Genomic DNA, 17165 nt, shown 5'->3' with positions numbered 1-17165 from the left:
CAGCCGACTGTTCCCACGAGAAGACGCCATGCGGCTGACCGACGACCGGCATCGAAAAGATCGTCCGCGACCTGCGCGCTCATCAGATTGTCGAAGGGACCAACGAGATCATGCGACTGATCACCGCCGGCGACCTGCCCGGCGACTGGACCGCCCCGTGAGCGCGCCACCGGTGATCGCCCGGATCGACGGCCATCTGGGACACCTGACGTTGAACCGGCCAGCGGCGATCAACGCCCTCACCACGCAGATGATCACCACCATCCGTCGCACCCTGGCGCGGTGGGCGGTATCCGACCGCGTCCGCACCGTGCTGATCACCGGCGCCGGGCAACGCGGACTCTGCGCCGGCGGTGACATTCGTGCGATCCACGCCGACGCCGTCTCCGGCGGCACCGCCTCGCTGGACTTCTGGGCCGACCAGTACCGGCTCGACGCCACCGTCGCCACCTACCCCAAACCGATCGTGGCCTGGATGGACGGCCTCGTGATGGGCGGCGGAATCGGCATCTCCGGCCACGCCTCGCTACGGATAGTGACCCAACGTTCCCGGCTCGCCATGCCCGAGGTCGGCATCGGCTTCCACCCCGACGTCGGCGGATCGTGGCTACTCTCCCACGCACCCGGCCAACTCGGCACCCACCTCGCCCTCACCGGCACCCCGGTCGGCGCCGCCGACGCCATCACCGCCGGCCTCGCCGACCACTACATCCCCGCAGACCGGCTACCGCACCTGACACTCGCGCTGGCCCGCAGCGACGCCGCCGAGGCCGTCACCTCGCTCGCGACCGATCCGCCACCGGCCGAACTCGACACCGCCCGCGACTGGATCGACTCCTGCTACCACGGCGACACCGTGACCGGGATCATCGACCGGCTCGCCACGCATCCCGACCCCGCCGCACAGGCAACGGCGAAGGTGATCACCACCCGGTCACCCACCTCGTTGGTCGTCACCCTCCGTTCGCTGCGCAGCGCGGCCGACCTGCCCGACCTGCCCGCAGCGATGGTCCAGGAATACCGCATCTCCGCCGCACTCCTGCGACTGCCCGACCTCGTCGAGGGCATCCGCGCCCAGATCATCGACAAGGACCGCCAACCCCGGTGGCGGCCCTCGACACTCGCCGACGTCGCACCGCGCCTCGTCGACACCTGCTTCACCCCGCCCGACGGCCGGCCCGACCTGACGCTGGAATGACACCCGGCCCGACCTGACGGGCGAGTGACGATCACGATCGACCTCGCGGCAGCCGGCTGCTGCCCGGTCCCTGGACCGGTGCCGGACCAGCCCGTACGCCGTCAGGCCCGCTCCAGGGCGCGATGGATCGCCGCCGCCGTGCCAACCGCGATCTCCTCGACCTCACCTGCGGTGACGACGAGCGGCGGGCCGAGCAGGATCAGGTCGCCGTCGACCCCGTCGGCGCAGCCGGTGCTGCTGTAGAGCAGGAGACCTGCCTGCTTGGCCGCTGCGACGACCCGCTCGGTCACCTGCTCGGCTCGGGCGAACGGCCGTGTGGTCGCCTTGTCGGCTACCAGCTCGATGCCGACCAGCAGGCCGCGCCCCCGGATGTCGCCGACGTGCGGGGAGCCGTCCAACTCCCGGTGCAGGATCCGCCGCAGCAGGTCCCCGCGGCGGCGGCTCGCGGTGACGAGGTCACGCTCGTGCATCGTCTGCAGCACCGCCAACCCGGTCGCCGCACCGACGAGGTGGTGCGAGTAGGTGAAGCCATGGGTGAAGCCGGTCCGGGCGATCGCGTCGTGCACCTGGCCCGAGGCGACCGCCAGGCCGAGCGGCCAGTAGCCCGCGCCGGCACCCTTCGCCGAGACCAGGATGTCCGGGCGCACGCCCCAATGGTCGGCGCCGAACCAGGTACCGGTACGGCCGAAGCCGGTCATGACCTCGTCCGCGATGAGCAGGACGCCGTAGCGCCGGCACACCTGCGCCACGGCCGGCCAGTAGTCCTCCGGTGGGACGCAGGCGCCCAGCGCCGCGCCGGCGATCGGCTCGGCGATGAACGCCGCCACCGGTTGTTCCTCGCACCGCTCGGCGAGCGCCGCAGCGTGCCGTGCTCCACATCCGACCGGATGCGAGTCAGGAAAGGGGCAACGGTACTCGTACGGTGTCAAGGTATGTTTCGCGTGTCCCAACCAGGGCAGGTACGGCGCCCGTAGGGCGGCGCGGCCCGAGATGTCCAGTGCGCCGCGGGAGTTGCCGTGGTAGGAGCCGATCCGGCTGACGATCACGTGTCGGTCCTCACCTCGGGCGAGATGGTAGGCACGCGCCATCTTCAACGCGGTCTCGACCGCTTCGCTGCCGCCGGAGACCGGGAACACCTTCGGGTCGTCCAGCGGCAGCACGGCCGCCAGGCTGTCTGCGTACCGCTCGACGATATCGGCCCGGAACATCGAACCGTGGACGTAGGCGGCCACGCGGGCCTGCTCGACCTGTGCCCGCACCACCTCGGCCACACCGTGGCCGACGCCGACGACGATCGCGCCGGCGGCGGCGTCGAGGTAGCGCTTACCGGTGGTGTCCCACAGCTGCGCACCTGACGCCCTGGCGATGCGTGGCGCGTCGGCGGCGACCCGGCCGAAGACATGACTCAACTGCGGCCCGCGAGCTCGGTCGCGACCGCCCGGACAGCCTCGCCGAACAGACGCACGCCGGATCGCGCCTGCTCCCGGGTCAGCACCAGCGGTGGTGACATGCGCACCGCGTTGCTGCCGGCCTCGAGCACGAGCAGGCCGCGGCGGAACCCGGCCTCCTGTACTCTGCCGGCGATCTCGCCTGTCGGAAACTGCACTCCGATCATCAGCCCGACTCCGCGCACGTCAACGAGTAGCTCAGGAAACTCCGCCTGCAACTCGCGCAGCCCGGCCATGAGGAACGTGCCCTGGTCGGTCGCGTTGGCCAGCAGGCCCTCTTCGCGGATGACGGTCAGCGTCGCGATGCCCGCGGCGCACGGCACCGGACTGCCGCCGTAGGTCGACCCGTGCGCGCCCGGCCCCCACTTCTCCATCAGCTCCGCCCGGGCCAGGAAGGCACCCAGGGGCAGGCCGGAGGCGATGCCCTTCGCGCTGATCAGTACGTCAGGCTGGACACCGGTATGCTCGATGGCCCACATCCTGCCGGTCCGGCCCATCCCGCACTGCACCTCGTCGGCGACGAGCAGGATGCCGTGCCGGTCGCAGATGTCCCGCAGCCTGGCGATCCAGCCGGTCGGCGGAACGATGTAGCCGCCCTCGCCCTGGATCGGCTCGACGAAGATCGCGGCGACCTCCGTCGGCTCGACCTGGTGTTCGAACAGCACATCCTCGATGTAGTCGAGGGACGCCGGAGCGTAGGGCGCGTGCAGCACACCTGGCAGCAGCGGTCCGAAACCCTGATGATATTTGGCTTTCGAGCCGGTCAGGGTCATCGCCCCGTAGGTGCGGCCGTGGAACGAACCGTAGAAACTGATGACGTACGGACGCCCGGTGGCGTACCGGGAAAGCTTCAGGGCGCCTTCGACCGCCTCGGCACCGGAGTTGGTCAGGAAGACACGCACCTTGCCGTCCATCGGCGCGGTGGCGGCCAACGCTTCGCACATCTGGCCGTACACCGGTAGGTAGAAGTCACTGGCCGAGTAGTGCAGGAGATTCTCGGCCTGCTCACGAACGGCGGCCACGATCCTGGGGTGGCAGTGCCCGGTCGAGTTGACCGCGATACCGGCGTTGAAGTCGAGGAAGAGGTTGCCGTCGACGTCCTCGATCACGCTGCCGTAGCCGCGCCGCGGAGCGATGGCGTACGCGCGCGGCAGCGACGGGCTGGTGACCAGTCGGTCACGGTCCAGCACCGACTTGGCCGCAGGCCCGGGCAGTTCGGTGACCAGGTGCGGCTGGGGACGGTTCGGGTCGAGCCAGGACGGGACCGACGACATCAGGACACCACCGTCTGGGACTGCTCGCGGAGGAACTGCTGGACGTAGTACGGACCGCCACCGGCCTTTCCGGTGCTTCCGGAGCCCTTCCAACCACCGAACGGCTGGACGCCCGGCCAGGCACCGGTCGTCGCGCCGGCAGGACGGTTGACGTAGACGACACCGGCCTCGATTCGGTCGAGGAAGCGGTCGACCTCGGTGTCGTCGGTGGAGAAGAAGCCGGCGGTCAGGCCGAGCGGAACGGCATTCGCCAGGTCGAAGCCCTCCTCGATGGAATCGATCGGGGCAACCGCGACCAACGGCACGAAGAGTTCGCGGGAGAACAACTCGTCGTCGGGCGGGACGTCGGCCACGACCGTCGGGGCGACGTAGTAGCCGTCGGGGCGGCCGTCGACGCCGGACAGCACCTCGCCGCCGGTGACCACCCGCCCCACGGCCGCGGCATGCGCGACAGCCTCGCGGTAACGCTGCACTGCGGCGGCGTCGATGACCGGGCCGAGGTAGGTGGCGCGATCCAGCGGGTCGCCGACGACCAGCGAGTCGGCGCGGGCCGCCAGCCGGGCCACGAACTCGTCGTACAGCGTGCCGGCGACGTAGACGCGCGAGCAGGCCGAGCACTTCTGACCGGACAGGCCGAACGCCGACCGCGCGACACCCGACACCGCCCGTTCGAGGTCTGCCTTGGCCGAGACGATGGTGGCGTTCTTGCCGCCCATCTCGCAGATCACCGGCTTCGGATAGGTCCGGGTGAAGGCGCGAATGATCGACATCCCGGTCTCGTAGGAGCCGGTGAAGGTGAGGCCGTCCACACCGTCGTGCGCCACCAACGCGCGGCCGGTGTCGTCACCGCCGGAGAGAAAATGCACCGTCCCGGCCGGCAATCCGGCGTCGACGAGGCATTGGAAGAACTTCCACGCCGAGTAGGTGCCCTGCAGGCTCGGCTTGAGAACGACGGTGTTGCCGGCGGCCAGCGCCGCGCCGACCGGGCCGGCGCACAGCGCCATCGGGTAGTTGAACGGGCTGATGACGGCCCACACACCGGGTGGCTTGAGCACGCTACGCGTCGTCTCGTTCGGCGCTATGGTGGCCATCGGTCGGTCGAACCCGTCGTGCTCGTCGTATATCCCGCAGTAGTAGCGGATCAGGTCCGCCGACTCCTCGACATCACCCAACGCCTCGAGCCGGTTCTTGCCTACCTCGATGCTCATCAGCGCGGCGAACTCGCTGGAGCGGTCGCTGATCAGATCCGCCGCCCGGCGCAGCAGCGCGATCCGCTCCCGCCACGGGGTCGCCGACCACGCCGGGTAGGCGGCGCGCGCGGCGGTGACCGCGTCGTCGACGTCCGCCTCGGTGGCGCAGGTCACCGTCGCCACCTTCACCGTCACGTCGTTCGGGCTGACCAGTTGGGCTGGCTCGGTGCCGGGCCGGGCCACCCCGTCGACGACCGGAGTGAGCATCTCGCCCAGCCACCCGCGTGCCAGGTCTGCACCTGTTTCGTACGCCGCGTGGAGATCTTCGTTGTCGGCGGACAGGGTCGCGTAGGTGACCCGGAAGCGTTCGGCCACGACAAGCTCCTCTCGACAGGAGAGCAACAACAGGATGATCCACGGCCTAGGCAACTGTTTCCAGAAAAATCTACTGCTCTTGTAGCACCGCGCACAAGAACATCTCGACTACCGGCGCCCGGCGAAGCGGGCGCCCTTGCGGGACGACCGTTGCCCCGGCGGGCCTGCCGGGGCCGCGTCAGCCGGCGGCGGCCGGACCGAACTCCACGGGGGCGTCGAAGGCCGCGCGGCGGGCCGCACGACGCAGCACGGCCAGCACAGCCGGTCCGACGAGGAGAATCGCGATGCCGTTGGTCAGTGCGCGGCCGGTGTCCCAGCCGAACGTGGAGGTGGTGACGGTGAAGATGGCGAACCGGTGCAGGTTGTCCCAAAGCGCGCCGCCAGGGACGAAGTCGAGCTGGGTGTCCTGGGCGAGGTAGGGCCAGAACCACATGTTCATCAGAAAACCGTAGAAATAGGCGGCGAGGATTCCATAGAGGGTGAGCATGGCGATTTCGGCCTTGCCGGGTATGCGGCGCGGGAGCAGACCGGCGCCGAGGCCGACCCAGGCAGCGGCGATCATCTGGAAGGGCAGCCACGGGCCGACGCCGGCGGTCAGCAGCGCCGAGGCGAACAGGCTGGTGCAGCCGAGGACGAACCCGAAACCGGGGCCGAACACCCGACCGGCGAGCACCAGCAGGAAGAACACGGTTTCGATGCCGGCCGTACCGGCACCCAGCGGCCGCAGCGCAGCGTTGACGGCCGACAGGACACCGAGCATGGCCAGGGTCTTGGTGTCGATTCCGCCGGAGGTGAGTTCGCTCAGCACGATGGCGATCAGCACGGGCAGGATCAGCACGAACACGAGCGGGGCGTCGGCGGTGTGCGCGGCCGCGCTGGGAGCGGGGGCGGCGAACAGCGGCCAGAAGAACATGGCCAGGCCCGCCGTCGAGGCGAGGCCGAGCACCAGCGCCCCGCGCGTCCGGACCCGTACCAGGGCCCGGCGCTCGGTCGGGGCGGGATCGTCCAGGCATCCCTCGCCGCTCATCGCGGGGCTCCGGCCAGCGCGTCGGCGACCTGGTCCACGGTGAGCCAGGGCAGCGGCGCGAGGATCTTCGCGACCTGCGGGGCGAAGGCCGGCGAGGCGACGACGACCTCGACGGTCGGCCCGTCGGCGACGATCTCCCCTTCGGCCATGACCAGGACCCGGTCGGCGGCGGTGGCGACGAATTCGACGTCGTGGGTGGCGACGACGACGGCACGCCCGTCGGCGGCGAGGCGGCGGACCAACGTCGCGAAGTGCCTCTTGCCGAGGTAGTCGAGACCACGGGTGGGTTCGTCCAGCAGGACGGCAGTGGGCGCGGCGGCGAGTTGGACGGCCAGGACGAGGGCCAGTTTCTGCCCTTCGGACAGATCCCGGGGGTGCTGGCGGTCCCCGATGCCCGGTACGAGTCCGTCGAGCAGTGCCCGGCAGGTGCCCGCCGGTGAACCGGCCTCCCGGTCGGCCTGCGCGCACTCCGCCCCGACGCTGTCCAGATAGAGCAGGTCGCTTGCGGTCTGTGGGACGAGGCCGACGAGCGCGCGGGCCTCGCGAGCCGGCCGGCTCCGGGGGTCGACCCCGCCGACGTCGACTCGACCGCCCTGGCGCGGCCCGGATCCCTGCAGCGCCCACAGCAGCGACGACTTGCCCGATCCGTTGCGCCCCATCAGTGCGGTCACCGAACCCGCCGGCAGGTCGACGTCGACACCGCGTACCGCGACGACCGGACCGTAGCGTACGACGATCTGCCGGGCGCCCAGCCGGACCGGACCGGCTGCGACGGGGCGGGCCGGCGGCGGTCCGGCGGCGAGCCGGGTACGCAGGTCGCTGGCCTGACGGCGGGCATCGCGCACCGACAGCGGAAGCGGATCCCAGCCGACGAGGCGCCCCAGCTGCACGACGGGTGGCGCGACCTCGACGGTGGCCAGGACCTCGCCCGGGGTACCGGACCGCACCGTACCGTCCCCGGGCAAGTAGACGAGGCGGTCGGCGTACTGGATGACCCGCTCCAGGCGGTGCTCGGCCACGACGACGGTGATGCCGAGGTCATGCACCAGTCGGGTGACCGCCGCGAGCACGTCCTCGGCGGCGGTGGGGTCGAGCGAGGAGGTGGGTTCGTCGAGGACGAGCACCTTGGGATGCGCGGTGAGCGCGGCCCCGATCGCCACCCGCTGCTGCTGCCCGTCGGAGAGGGTACGCAGCGGACGGCGGCGCAGTTCGGCGATGCCCAGCAAATCGAGGGTCTCCTCGACCCGCTTGCGCATGACCGTAGCGCCGACGGCGAGCTGTTCCATACCGTAGGCGAGTTCCTCCTCGACGGTGTCGGTGGTGAACCCGGCGAGCGGGTCCTGTCCGACGACGCCTACCAGGTCGGCGAACTCGCGGGGCGGATGGTCCCGGGTGCTGCGTCCAGCGACGGCGACCCGGCCGCTCAGCCGGCCACCGGTGAAGTGCGGCACGAGTCCGTTGATCGCGCGTAGCAGGGTGGACTTGCCGGCACCGGTACGACCGGCGACCAGGCACAGCTCGCCTTCGGCGATGCTCAGCGTCAGGCTGGTGAGCGCCGGTGTGACGGCTCCGATGTAGGTCACCGTGACGTCGTCGAACTCGATCATCCGCGCGCAGCCTCCTGGTGGCGCTGTCCGGGCACTGTGGAGATGGCCGGTGCGGCGCGGACGCTGGGCGCGGCGGCGGCGTCGGTTTCGGCCGGTGGCGGCGGGGCCAACCAGGCGGGCAACCCGGCGATCAGAATCGCGGCGGCCGGTAGCGGCGTGATCTGTGGCCACTGCAGCGGGCTCAACGACGGGTAGAGGTTGGCCGGGTCGACTCGGGCGGTCAGGTAGAGCCCGGCCGCCGCGACCAGTCCGCACGCCGCGACCAGCAGCTCGGTGCCGCCGAACCGGTCCGGGCGGTAGGCGCTGCGCAGCACCCGCCGGCCGCTGACCGCCAGCCCTGCGGCGGCGACGCCCACCCCGGCGGCCAGTATCGGCAGCCCCAGGTAGCGGGGGGTGGTGGCGTCCATCAGTCCGTACATCCCGACGCAGACGCCGCACAGGCCGCTGATGACCAGGGCGCCGGTCAGCGCGTGCACAACGACCGGCTGGTGACCGCGCCGGCCGTAGCCACGGGAGTCCATCGCGGCGGCGAGCGCCAACGACCGGTCCAGGGCGTCGGCGAGCACCGGGACCACGATGCCCCGCAAGGCACGCAGACCGCTGCGCCGGGCACCGCGCAGCCGCCGGGCCCGCCGTACCCGCAGCACGCTCTCCACCAGTTGCGGCGCGACGGACAGCGCCACCACGACGGCGGTCCCGACCTCGTAGAGCGCACTCGGCACGGCCCGTAGCAGCCGTTTCGGGTTGGCCAGCGCGTTCGCCGCCCCGAGACAGATCACCATGGCCGCCAGCCGCAGCCCGTCGTACCCACCGCCGAGCAGTTGTTCCAGGGCGACCGGGCCGAGCAGGCGGATCCCGGCGGCCCACTCCGGCAATGGGATCTGCGGCAGGGTGAACAGGACATGGTCGCCCTGGCCGCCGCCGAAGACGATCCGGAACAGGATCCGGGAGCACACGATGATCCCGCCGAGCCACAGGTAGAGCCGAAAGCCCAGGGCCCACGGCGCGTCCGTGCGGCGGGCGGCGACCACGTAGCCGGCCACCCCGATGATCAGCGCCAGCAGCAGCGGATTCGTGGTACGGGTGGCGGCGGTGGCCAGTCCGAGCGCCCAGAGCCACCACGCGCCCGGGTGCACCACCCTGGGCGCCCGGGCACGTGGCGCAGGCATCTCTATCCGCTCCGTCGCCGACGACGCGCGGTCACGACCGCGGCCACGATGACCGCGAGAAGCAGACCGACGCCGAGCACGGTCGTCCTCGGCACTCCGGAGCGCTGTGCCGACGTCCGGTCGACCTCTCCGGTCCAGGCCTCGGTCCTGGCACCGGGGTCCCCGATCGCCGTCGAAGCGGTAGCCGCGCCGTCCAGCGGGCCAGCCGGCGGCGTGCTCACCGTGGCCGAGGCGCTTGGCGTTCCCGCTACCGTCCGATCCGGTGCCGGCGGGCCGGACGTCCGGACACCGGCTTTCGCCGTCGACGTGGCCGGTGACCCGCCGGTGGCCGGTCCGCCTGCCGGCCCCGGGCCGGTCGGTGGTTTCGGATCGGTCGGTGGCGTCGTTCTGGACGGCTGTGGTGGTGGCGGAGCGGCCGGTGGTGGCGGGGTGGTCGGTGGTGGCGGTGGCGCGGGGCGCACCGGGGCGATGCGGGGCGGCGGACTGGTCGACGCCGTCCGGTTCTTGGCGAACGACCAGCCTTCGAAACTGCCCAGCGGCGGCTTGCGCGCCATCACGCCATGCTGGCTGTACGTCCAGGTACCGCCATGGGGCGCGTGCCAATAGGACCAGTACGCAGTCGCCGGTGGCGTGTCGACGCACGGTTCCTCGGCAGCGGTCGGCTTGCCCTCGATCCGGCAGATGAAGGACTCGCCCCAGCGGACGGTGCCGGTGATCGAGATGCCGGCGTTCTTCAACGCCGCGTGACCGCTGGCCTGGTCGCCGACCGCACAGCGGATGATGGTCGACCCGCCCAGGTCCTGGAAGTCGACGATGACGGTGACTCCGTCGCCGTCCGGACAGTAGCCGGCCCGGCCGGCCGCCGCGGCCGAGTCGGCCGGCGCCAGGGTGGCACCGGCGGTGACGATCACGGCGGTGAGTAGCCACGCCGGGCGGGCCGACGCCGCGCGTCGCGTCACGCCGCCGGCCGCGGCTGCCCTGCCGGTCAGGGCCGCGCTGGTCACCGGCGTGCTTCTCGACGGCGTCGGGCTACCAGGAGCAGACCGATCCCGGCGAGAATCGTCGCGCCGCCGAGTAGTCCGTACGCGGCGACCGAGGTGCCGGTGGTGGGCAGGCGTCCACCGCTCGGTGGTGCTGTCGTCGTCGCTGCGCCGGTCGGGGTCGGACTGGCGGTGGCCGTCGGCGTCGGGGTGCCCGGGCTGGCGCTCGGCGTCACGCTCGGCGTCGGCGTCACGCTCGGGGTCGGGGTCGGGGTGGGCGTCAGGGTGGGCGTCACGCTCGGGGTCGGGGTGGGCGTCAGGGTCGGCGTCGGGGTCGGATCGCTGTTGCCGATCCGACCGAGCGGCACCTGCGCCAGGCCGAGGACGGCCTGGGCGCTCGCCCGCCGCCACTGGTCGAGTTCGAACTCGCCGACACCGTCGGCGATGGCCGCCGCGAGCGCGTCCGGGGTGTACGCGATCGCGCCGACGTGCGCGGCGGCCGCGCCGGCGTTGCCGGCGGTGAGCTGCTGCGCGGCGACGAAGGAGGCGGCCTGCCCGGCGGCGGCGTGTTCACCGGCGGCGGCCAGGGCCTGCCCGGCCAGACCGGTGCTGTTGGTGTTGGGATAGTCGGTGAAGCCGGAGCCGTTGAAGGAACCGTCAGCCGCCTGCACCGAGCGCAGCCACGACGTGGCGATCGCCACCGGCTCGGCGGTGCCGCTCGCTCCGGCGTCGGCCGCGGCCAGCAGTGCCTGCACCGCCATCGCCGTCGCGTCGACGTCCATGCCCTGCTCCGTCACCGGATCCTCGGGACAGGCGGTGCCGGCGGCGCCGGGATAGAGCCGGAACCCACCGCCCGGGCACTGCTGCTTGACGAGAAAGTCAACCACCGGCTGCGCTACGCCACCGGAGCGGGCCAGCCCGATCACGGCCAGCGACTGACCGAACAGATTCGACCCTGCGGTGGTATCGAGATTGATGTCGTACAGCCACCCCGCCTTGCTGCCCTGGTCAGCACCGTAAATCAGGTCCACTGTGCGCTGTCGCCAGTCGTACCCGCCGAAGTCGGTCGGATCGGTGCCGACTGCGACGGCGGCCACGAGCACCTTCGCCGTCGATCCACCGGTGACAAAGTCCCCCATCTCCGTCCGGATGGCGGCGTAGCCGTCGGCGTTGGCCGCGAGCGCCTCGGTGATCGCGGCCGCCGCGACCGGTTCGTTACCGGTGGCCCGCAGCGCGAACAGCGCGTCGATGGTCAGTCCCCAGTCACTGCCGACGAAGCCGGGCAGACCGCCGTCGACCAGTTGGCCCGCCAGCCAGTGCGATCCGGCCCGCGCCGCGGCGGACGCGGCCGGATCCGCGGCGGCCGGCACGGCGGCGGCCGCCGGTCGCAGCGCCGCAGGCCCGGTAGGACGGGTGAGGGCCACCCCGGCGCTGGCGGCGATGACCGCGAGGGCGGCAAGTGCTGGCAGGAACCGGCTGGACAGGAGCCGGCGGGGAAAACCACGAACCATGGAGGGGACCTTTCGGAGCGGTGACCGAAACCGCATCCGCCGGCCGCACATGGCCTTGACCGATCCGGGCTCGATCCGTAGACCACGACGTGTGAGCCGCTCACTCCACAGTCGGGCATTCCGGCTCGCGTACCAGTGCTGATGAGCACATTGGCGCGCATACGGCTGCGGGTCAGCGCCGGCCTCGCACCGGCTTCCCCCGCCTGGGAGCAGATTCAGTTGTGACGAGCCGCTACCGAGTATGTCAGATGTGCAACGAGAGCCGTCCTCACCAGACGTCACTGCCGGCGGCTGTTCGGGTCGAATAGCAAATCTGGTCAGCGGTTGACAGCCACCTCGCCAAGCACCGCCGACGCAGTCGCCGGTCCGGTCGCGATCGTCGTCGTTGACGGCGGCAACGAGCCGTGCCCAGACTGTCCGCAGCAGTTCCGCACCTGTGCGTCGATGGGGGAAGTCCGGTCGAAAGCCGGCGCTGGCCCGCAACGGTAGGCGGCGAACATCATGCCGCGAGCCCGAATACCCGTCGACGTACCGCTGCAGAGGTTCCCCTCCCGTCGTGGCCCACGGGTCGGAGCCGCCCGGGCCTGCCCGGGTCGCCTCGACGTCTGGGCCAGAAAGGTGCCGTCCGATGGCCGTTCACCGCCGCCGCGACCGTTTCCGACTCGTCACCACCGGCGTACTCACCGCCCTCGCCCTGACCGTGGCCGCAGCCACACCGGCCACCGCCACCCCACCCGAGACCCACAGTCGGGTCGACGCCGCCGCTGGCTGGCTCGCCCGGCAGATGGTCGACGGAGAACGTTTCGAGGTCGTCTTCGGCGGCGTCGCCTACCCCGATCAGGGCCTCACCATTGACGCGATCTTCACCTTCGCGGCCGCCAAGGAAGCCGACAGCTACGCCACCAACGCGATCAACTGGCTCGCCGAACCGGCCATCATCACCGGCTACATCGGTGACGGCACCGAGGCGTACGCCGGCGCCACCGCCAAACTCGCCCTCGGTGTACAGGTCCGTGGCCTCGACCCGGCCTCGTTCGGCGGCGTCGACCTGCTCACCCGGCTAACCGGACTGATGGCACCCTCCGGCCGCTTCTCCGACCAGTCCGCCTTCGGCGACTACAGCAACATGTTCAGCCAGTCGTTCGCCGTCATCGCTCTGGATCGGGCCGGCGGCGCGCCGTCACAGGCCGTGTCGTTCCTGACCGCCAGCCAGTGCCCGGACGGCGGGTTCCCGCTCCAGTTCGCCCAGGCCACCTGCGCCAGCGACGTCGACGCCACCGCGATGGCGATCCAGGCACTGGTCGCCGCCGGCGAGTGGGCCGAGGCCCAGACGGCGGCGCAGTGGCTGGTCTCCGTGCAGGGCACCGACGGCTCGTTCGCCACCGGCGGGGTCGCCAACGCGAACAGCACCGGCCTGGCCGCCCAGGCACTGGTGACGACCGGCCGGCTACTGGCCTGGTGGCACGCCCGCGAGTTCCTGCTCAGCCTGCGGGTCGACTGCACCGGTGACCCCGCTGACCGGGGTGCGATCGCCTACACCGCCACCGGATTCGACCCCGCCACCGCGCCCCGGGCCACCGCGCAGGCCGTACCCGGACTGGCCGCCGCCAGCTTCGTCGCCCTGTCGGCCAACGGCTCCCGGCCGCCCGCGCCGGCCCTGGCCTGTGCCTAGCCGACGGCCCGCGTAGCCAGCCAGCCTTTCGGAGGAACCATGACATCGCTGATCCGCCGCCGCCTCGCGGCACTCGCCGCCATCGTCGTGCTGGCAGCGGGACTGGTCACGATCGACCCGCTGACCCGCCCGGCGCACGCCGCCGCCTGCGCGCCCGGCACCGGCGTCACCGTGGTCGTCGACTTCACCGCCTTCGGCCTGGGTGTACAGACCAACTGCTATCTCGGCGACCCACCGACCGGCCTGGCCGCACTGCAGGGCGCCGGCTTCACGCCCACCGGCACGCTGCGCTGGGGCCTGGCCTTCGTCTGCCGTATCGACGGGCTGCCCACCCCGGTGACCGAGCCCTGTGTCAACACGCCGCCCGCCAGCGCCTACTGGTCGTACTGGCACGCCACCCCCGGCGGCACCTGGACCTACAGCACGCTCGGGGCGAGCAGCTACAACCCGGCCATCGGCACCGTCGAAGGCTGGCGCTTCGGATCCGGCCAGGCGCCGTCGATCACCCCACCGTGAAACGCCTTGCCGGAAATCCCGGCCGGTCAGTCCCGACAGCCCGAACTGCCCGGGACTGACCGGGGCTGACCGGGGCTGACCGGCCGTTTCGTCGCCCGGGAATCGTCGCCCGGGAATCGGTTGAGCTGTCTACAATCATCTCCCGGCGATGGCCTGACGAATGGGTGGCTCAGGTGACAGGGGCAGGCTGGGCGGGGACAGGTCGATCTGTCCGAATTGGTCGACCGACGTCGATCGTGAGTGTCGTCGCGGTCTGGGTCGCCACCCGGGCGGTGTTCGTCCTCGTCTACACCGAGGTCATCGCCGCCCCGGTCGGCGGCGTGTTCGCGGACGTGGCTCTGTATCACCGCTGGAGTGAGGTCCTGCTCGACGGACGGGTCCCCGGCTCTGATCCGATGTGGCAGTATCCACCAGGTGCCGCCGCGCTCTTTGTCGCCGTCCGCTGCCTGACGGACGGTTCCCCCGCGTCGTACGAAGCCACGTTCTTCGCCTCGGCCCTCGCGGCGGATCTGCTGGTTCTTGTCGTCCTGCTACGACTCGCCCACCGTGACGGGCTGCTGCTGGGCGCCTGCGCCTGGGGGGTCGTCGTCCCGCTGGTCAACCTGCTGACGTATGCCCGCTACGACATCTTCGCCACCGCGGTGGTCGTCGTCGCGCTCGCCGCCACGCTCCGGCGGCCGGTCACCGCCGGTGCCGCGATCGCCATCGGCACGCTGGTCAAGGCGTGGCCCGTGGTGCTACTGATCAGTACCAGACCGGTTGCTGGTCTACGGCCGACCCTCACCGGTTTCACGGCCACCCTCACGGCGCTGGGTGGCGTGCTGACGATCGGCTTCGCCGGTGCCTGGTCCGCGTTCACCGGCAACCAGGCGGATCGCGGCCTGCAGATCGAGTCGGTAGGTGCCACACCGTTGGTCCTGGCCCGGCTGTGGGACGACCGTGTCGACGTCGAGTACGTCTATGGGGCGATGGAGTTCGTCGCCGGTCCGTTCGTGCACCCGGCCACGATCGTGCTTCCCGTGCTGACCGTTGCCGGGTTGGGGCTGCTGGGCGTCTGGTGGCTGGTGCACGGCCCGCGGATTGCCTGGACAGCCGCCACCGGTTTCGACGTGGCACTACTCGCGGTGCTCGTGACGGTCGTGACGAGCCGGGTCTTCTCACCGCAGTACATGCTCTGGTTGATCGGTGTGTCGGCGGTCTGCCTGACCCGTCGGGACACGACGCAGCGCCGCACCAGCCTCCTGATCATGGTTGCCACCGCGCTGACCAGCGCACTGTTCCCGTGGTTCTACGAACAGGTGTCGACGGACCCGCAGTGGCCCGGGACCGCGCTGCTGGCGGCCCGCAACAGTGTCGTCCTGGTCGCTCTCGGTGTCGGGGTACGCGCGCTGTCACGCGCACCGTCCCGGATGCCGCGACCAACCCAGACTGCACCGGCGGATGGTGGTGGACCACAAATGCTGCGACGATGACGACGCCCGAACGAACACCAGGTGGAGCCGCACGTGTGGCCGCCGCTCGTACGTACGATCTCGAAGGAGTGTGGCGTGACATCGTCCCGACTTCCCGCCAGCGCGTTGCTCGACCGGTTCACCGAGTTGGCCGGTGAGCACCCGGAGCGTCCCGCGTTCGTGGTGGCGGATCCGGATGGCGACGAAATCGTCTTCACCTTCGCCGACCTGGTCGCCTCGGCACATCGTCTGGCGGACGCGCTCAAGGACGCTGGTGTCGGACCGGGGGACGTGGTCGTCCTCGCCCCGCAGAACCACCCCGGTTACCTGGGTCTGGTTCTCGGTACCTGGTGGGCCGGGGCCGCGGTGCTGCCGATCAGCCCGTCGTTCACCGGCGAGGACAGCGGACTGTTGCTCGACGTCGTGGCCGCCCGGCTCGGCCGGCCGGTGCTGGTCGACGTCCGGGCGCACGCCCGGTACGGCACCCTGGTGCTCGACGCCGGGCCGGCGGCCACCTTCACCCTGCACGGTGACCTGCCGCCGCGCCGGCCACCGACCACGGCAGAGCAGCCCTATCTGTTCATGACCTCCGGCGGGACGACCGGGCTGCCGAAGATCATGCCCTATCCCCTGCGCTGGGTCGGAAACGCCCGCACGCCGTACGCCAATGCCGGACTCGGCAACCAGTCGGGCGAGGCGGTCGGCGGCCGGACCCGGCTGATCTGTGGCAGCCTGCACCACACCGGCAACTTCACGGTCGCCGTACACGTCCTGCTCACCGGCTCCAGCGTGATCGTGATGACCAGGTTCGACGCCGCTCTCGCCTGCGATCTGCTGCGCCGTCATGACGTCTATTCGCTCGGTCTCACCCCGTACTACATGATGTTGATTCTCGGTCTCCCCGACTTGGACCGGCGGGTCTTCGACGGGGTGGTCCGGATCACCCATGGTGCCGCTCCCTGTCCGCACTGGGTCAAACAGGCATGGATCGATCTGGTCGGTCCGGACCGGATCTTCGAGGTCTACTACAGTGCGGAGCTCGGCGGAGCGGGCCGGCCCACCATCGCCAGCGGTACCGAATGGTGCAAGAAGCCGGGCACGGTCGGGCGGGTCGAGAATGTCCGGATCCTCGATGAACGGGGGCAGGACGTGCCACCGGGTGTGGTGGGTGAGATCTACACGGCGCAGACCTACGGGCAGGCCCATGGCTACGTCGGTGAACGAGAACTACGCCATGCACCGGACGACGCCAGCTATGTCAGCGTCGCCGACCTGGGATGGCTCGACGACGATGGATATCTCTTCCTCGCCGACCGGATGTCGGAGGTGTTGGAGATCGACGGCGCCCGGATCTACCCGAGCCGGATCGAGGAGACGATCGGTGCGCACCCGCTCGTCGCGGACGTGGCCGTCGTGGGACTCACCGGTGAGGACGGCCAGCCGTACGTGCATGCTCTCATCGAACGGGTGCTCCGGCGACCGGCCGGCGGCCCGGACGACGGGCCGCCGGCTGCGGACGTCGTGGAGTTGACCGCGGACGCGGTACGGCAGTGGTGCGCCGACCGGCTGGCAGCGGTCGAGATCCCGACGGTCGTGCAGTTCACCAGCCATCTGCCACGCACCGCCGAGGGGAAGATGCGTCGATCGGTGGTACGACAGATGAGTCAGGCGGCGACGACCGACCCGGCGACGACCGACCGTTGACCCGGCATCGGCCGGCGGGTGGGCGTCGGCCGGGCCGGCGGGG

General features: G+C 71.1%; 14 protein-coding genes and 2 riboswitches. Of the genes, 6 read left to right on the top strand and 8 right to left on the bottom strand.

Going from position 1 to position 17165, the window contains the following annotated elements; all coding sequences use genetic code 11:
* Positions 1–50: 50 nt before the first annotated feature.
* Together ACN27F_RS33420 and ACN27F_RS33415 are read left to right on the top strand one after the other, a co-directional pair.
* Entirely contained in the window at positions 51–161 is a 111-nt protein-coding gene (locus tag ACN27F_RS33420) for an acyl-CoA dehydrogenase family protein (RefSeq protein WP_421440595.1), read from the top strand.
* A complete protein-coding gene (locus ACN27F_RS33415) occupies positions 158–1198 on the top strand; it encodes an enoyl-CoA hydratase/isomerase family protein (protein WP_421439599.1) in 1041 nt (346 codons plus the stop codon). The genes ACN27F_RS33420 and ACN27F_RS33415 overlap by 4 nt, the downstream gene beginning before the upstream one ends.
* Before the next feature lie 101 nt (positions 1199–1299).
* Here the strand turns inward: ACN27F_RS33415 and ACN27F_RS33410 are convergent, their stop codons facing one another.
* The 8 genes from ACN27F_RS33410 to ACN27F_RS33375 all read right to left on the bottom strand — a co-directional run bounded on the left by ACN27F_RS33410 (position 1300) and on the right by ACN27F_RS33375 (position 11779).
* Positions 1300–2607 carry an aspartate aminotransferase family protein gene (locus tag ACN27F_RS33410; RefSeq protein ID WP_421439598.1) on the bottom strand — a complete coding sequence of 436 codons (1308 nt, stop codon included), beginning with the start codon at positions 2605–2607 and terminating at the stop codon, positions 1300–1302.
* The gene (locus tag ACN27F_RS33405; RefSeq protein ID WP_421439597.1) at positions 2604–3920 is read right to left on the bottom strand and encodes an aminotransferase class III-fold pyridoxal phosphate-dependent enzyme; all 1317 of its coding nucleotides are present in this window, start codon (positions 3918–3920) and stop codon (positions 2604–2606) included. Before ACN27F_RS33405 ends, ACN27F_RS33410 begins: the two co-directional genes overlap by 4 nt.
* Positions 3920–5485: an aldehyde dehydrogenase family protein gene (locus ACN27F_RS33400; protein ID WP_421439596.1), complete on the bottom strand. Its 1566-nt coding sequence runs from the start codon at positions 5483–5485 to the stop codon at positions 3920–3922. Before ACN27F_RS33400 ends, ACN27F_RS33405 begins: the two co-directional genes overlap by 1 nt.
* Positions 5486–5663: 178 nt before the next feature.
* Positions 5664–6512, bottom strand: coding sequence for an ECF transporter S component (locus tag ACN27F_RS33395; protein WP_421439595.1), 849 nt, complete (start codon positions 6510–6512; stop codon positions 5664–5666).
* Positions 6509–8119 carry an ABC transporter ATP-binding protein gene (locus ACN27F_RS33390; RefSeq protein WP_421439594.1) on the bottom strand — a complete coding sequence of 537 codons (1611 nt, stop codon included), beginning with the start codon at positions 8117–8119 and terminating at the stop codon, positions 6509–6511. Before ACN27F_RS33390 ends, ACN27F_RS33395 begins: the two co-directional genes overlap by 4 nt.
* Positions 8116–9288 carry an energy-coupling factor transporter transmembrane component T gene (locus ACN27F_RS33385; protein WP_421439593.1) on the bottom strand — a complete coding sequence of 391 codons (1173 nt, stop codon included), beginning with the start codon at positions 9286–9288 and terminating at the stop codon, positions 8116–8118. Before ACN27F_RS33385 ends, ACN27F_RS33390 begins: the two co-directional genes overlap by 4 nt.
* 2 nt (positions 9289–9290) lie before the next feature.
* Positions 9291–10247 carry a hypothetical protein gene (locus ACN27F_RS33380; RefSeq protein WP_421440594.1) on the bottom strand — a complete coding sequence of 319 codons (957 nt, stop codon included), beginning with the start codon at positions 10245–10247 and terminating at the stop codon, positions 9291–9293.
* Between the two features lie 41 nt (positions 10248–10288).
* Positions 10289–11779 carry an LPXTG cell wall anchor domain-containing protein gene (locus ACN27F_RS33375; RefSeq protein ID WP_421439591.1) on the bottom strand — a complete coding sequence of 497 codons (1491 nt, stop codon included), beginning with the start codon at positions 11777–11779 and terminating at the stop codon, positions 10289–10291.
* Positions 11780–11872: 93 nt separating this feature from the next.
* Positions 11873–12001, bottom strand: a riboswitch (cobalamin riboswitch).
* 185 nt (positions 12002–12186) lie between these two features.
* A riboswitch (cobalamin riboswitch) is annotated at positions 12187–12321 on the top strand.
* An 86-nt stretch (positions 12322–12407) separates the two neighbouring features.
* Between ACN27F_RS33375 and ACN27F_RS33370 the strand changes: the two genes are divergently transcribed.
* The 4 genes from ACN27F_RS33370 (at position 12408) to ACN27F_RS33355 (ending at position 17122) form a co-directional block, all read left to right on the top strand.
* Positions 12408–13451: a prenyltransferase/squalene oxidase repeat-containing protein gene (locus tag ACN27F_RS33370; protein ID WP_421439589.1), complete on the top strand. Its 1044-nt coding sequence runs from the start codon at positions 12408–12410 to the stop codon at positions 13449–13451.
* 39 nt (positions 13452–13490) lie between these two features.
* A complete protein-coding gene (locus tag ACN27F_RS33365; RefSeq protein ID WP_421439588.1) occupies positions 13491–13967 on the top strand; it encodes a hypothetical protein in 477 nt (158 codons plus the stop codon).
* A gap of 236 nt (positions 13968–14203) precedes the next feature.
* Positions 14204–15439 carry a glycosyltransferase 87 family protein gene (locus tag ACN27F_RS33360; protein WP_421439586.1) on the top strand — a complete coding sequence of 412 codons (1236 nt, stop codon included), beginning with the start codon at positions 14204–14206 and terminating at the stop codon, positions 15437–15439.
* Between the two features lie 75 nt (positions 15440–15514).
* Positions 15515–17122: a class I adenylate-forming enzyme family protein gene (locus ACN27F_RS33355; RefSeq protein WP_421439584.1), complete on the top strand. Its 1608-nt coding sequence runs from the start codon at positions 15515–15517 to the stop codon at positions 17120–17122.
* Positions 17123–17165 lie beyond the last annotated feature (43 nt).

The organism is Solwaraspora sp. WMMB335 (assembly GCF_049179075.1).
Taxonomy (GTDB): Bacteria; Actinomycetota; Actinomycetes; order Mycobacteriales; family Micromonosporaceae; genus Micromonospora_E.
Note: the sequence above shows the minus strand (reverse complement) of the source record. Positions and strands in the feature narration are given on the sequence as shown.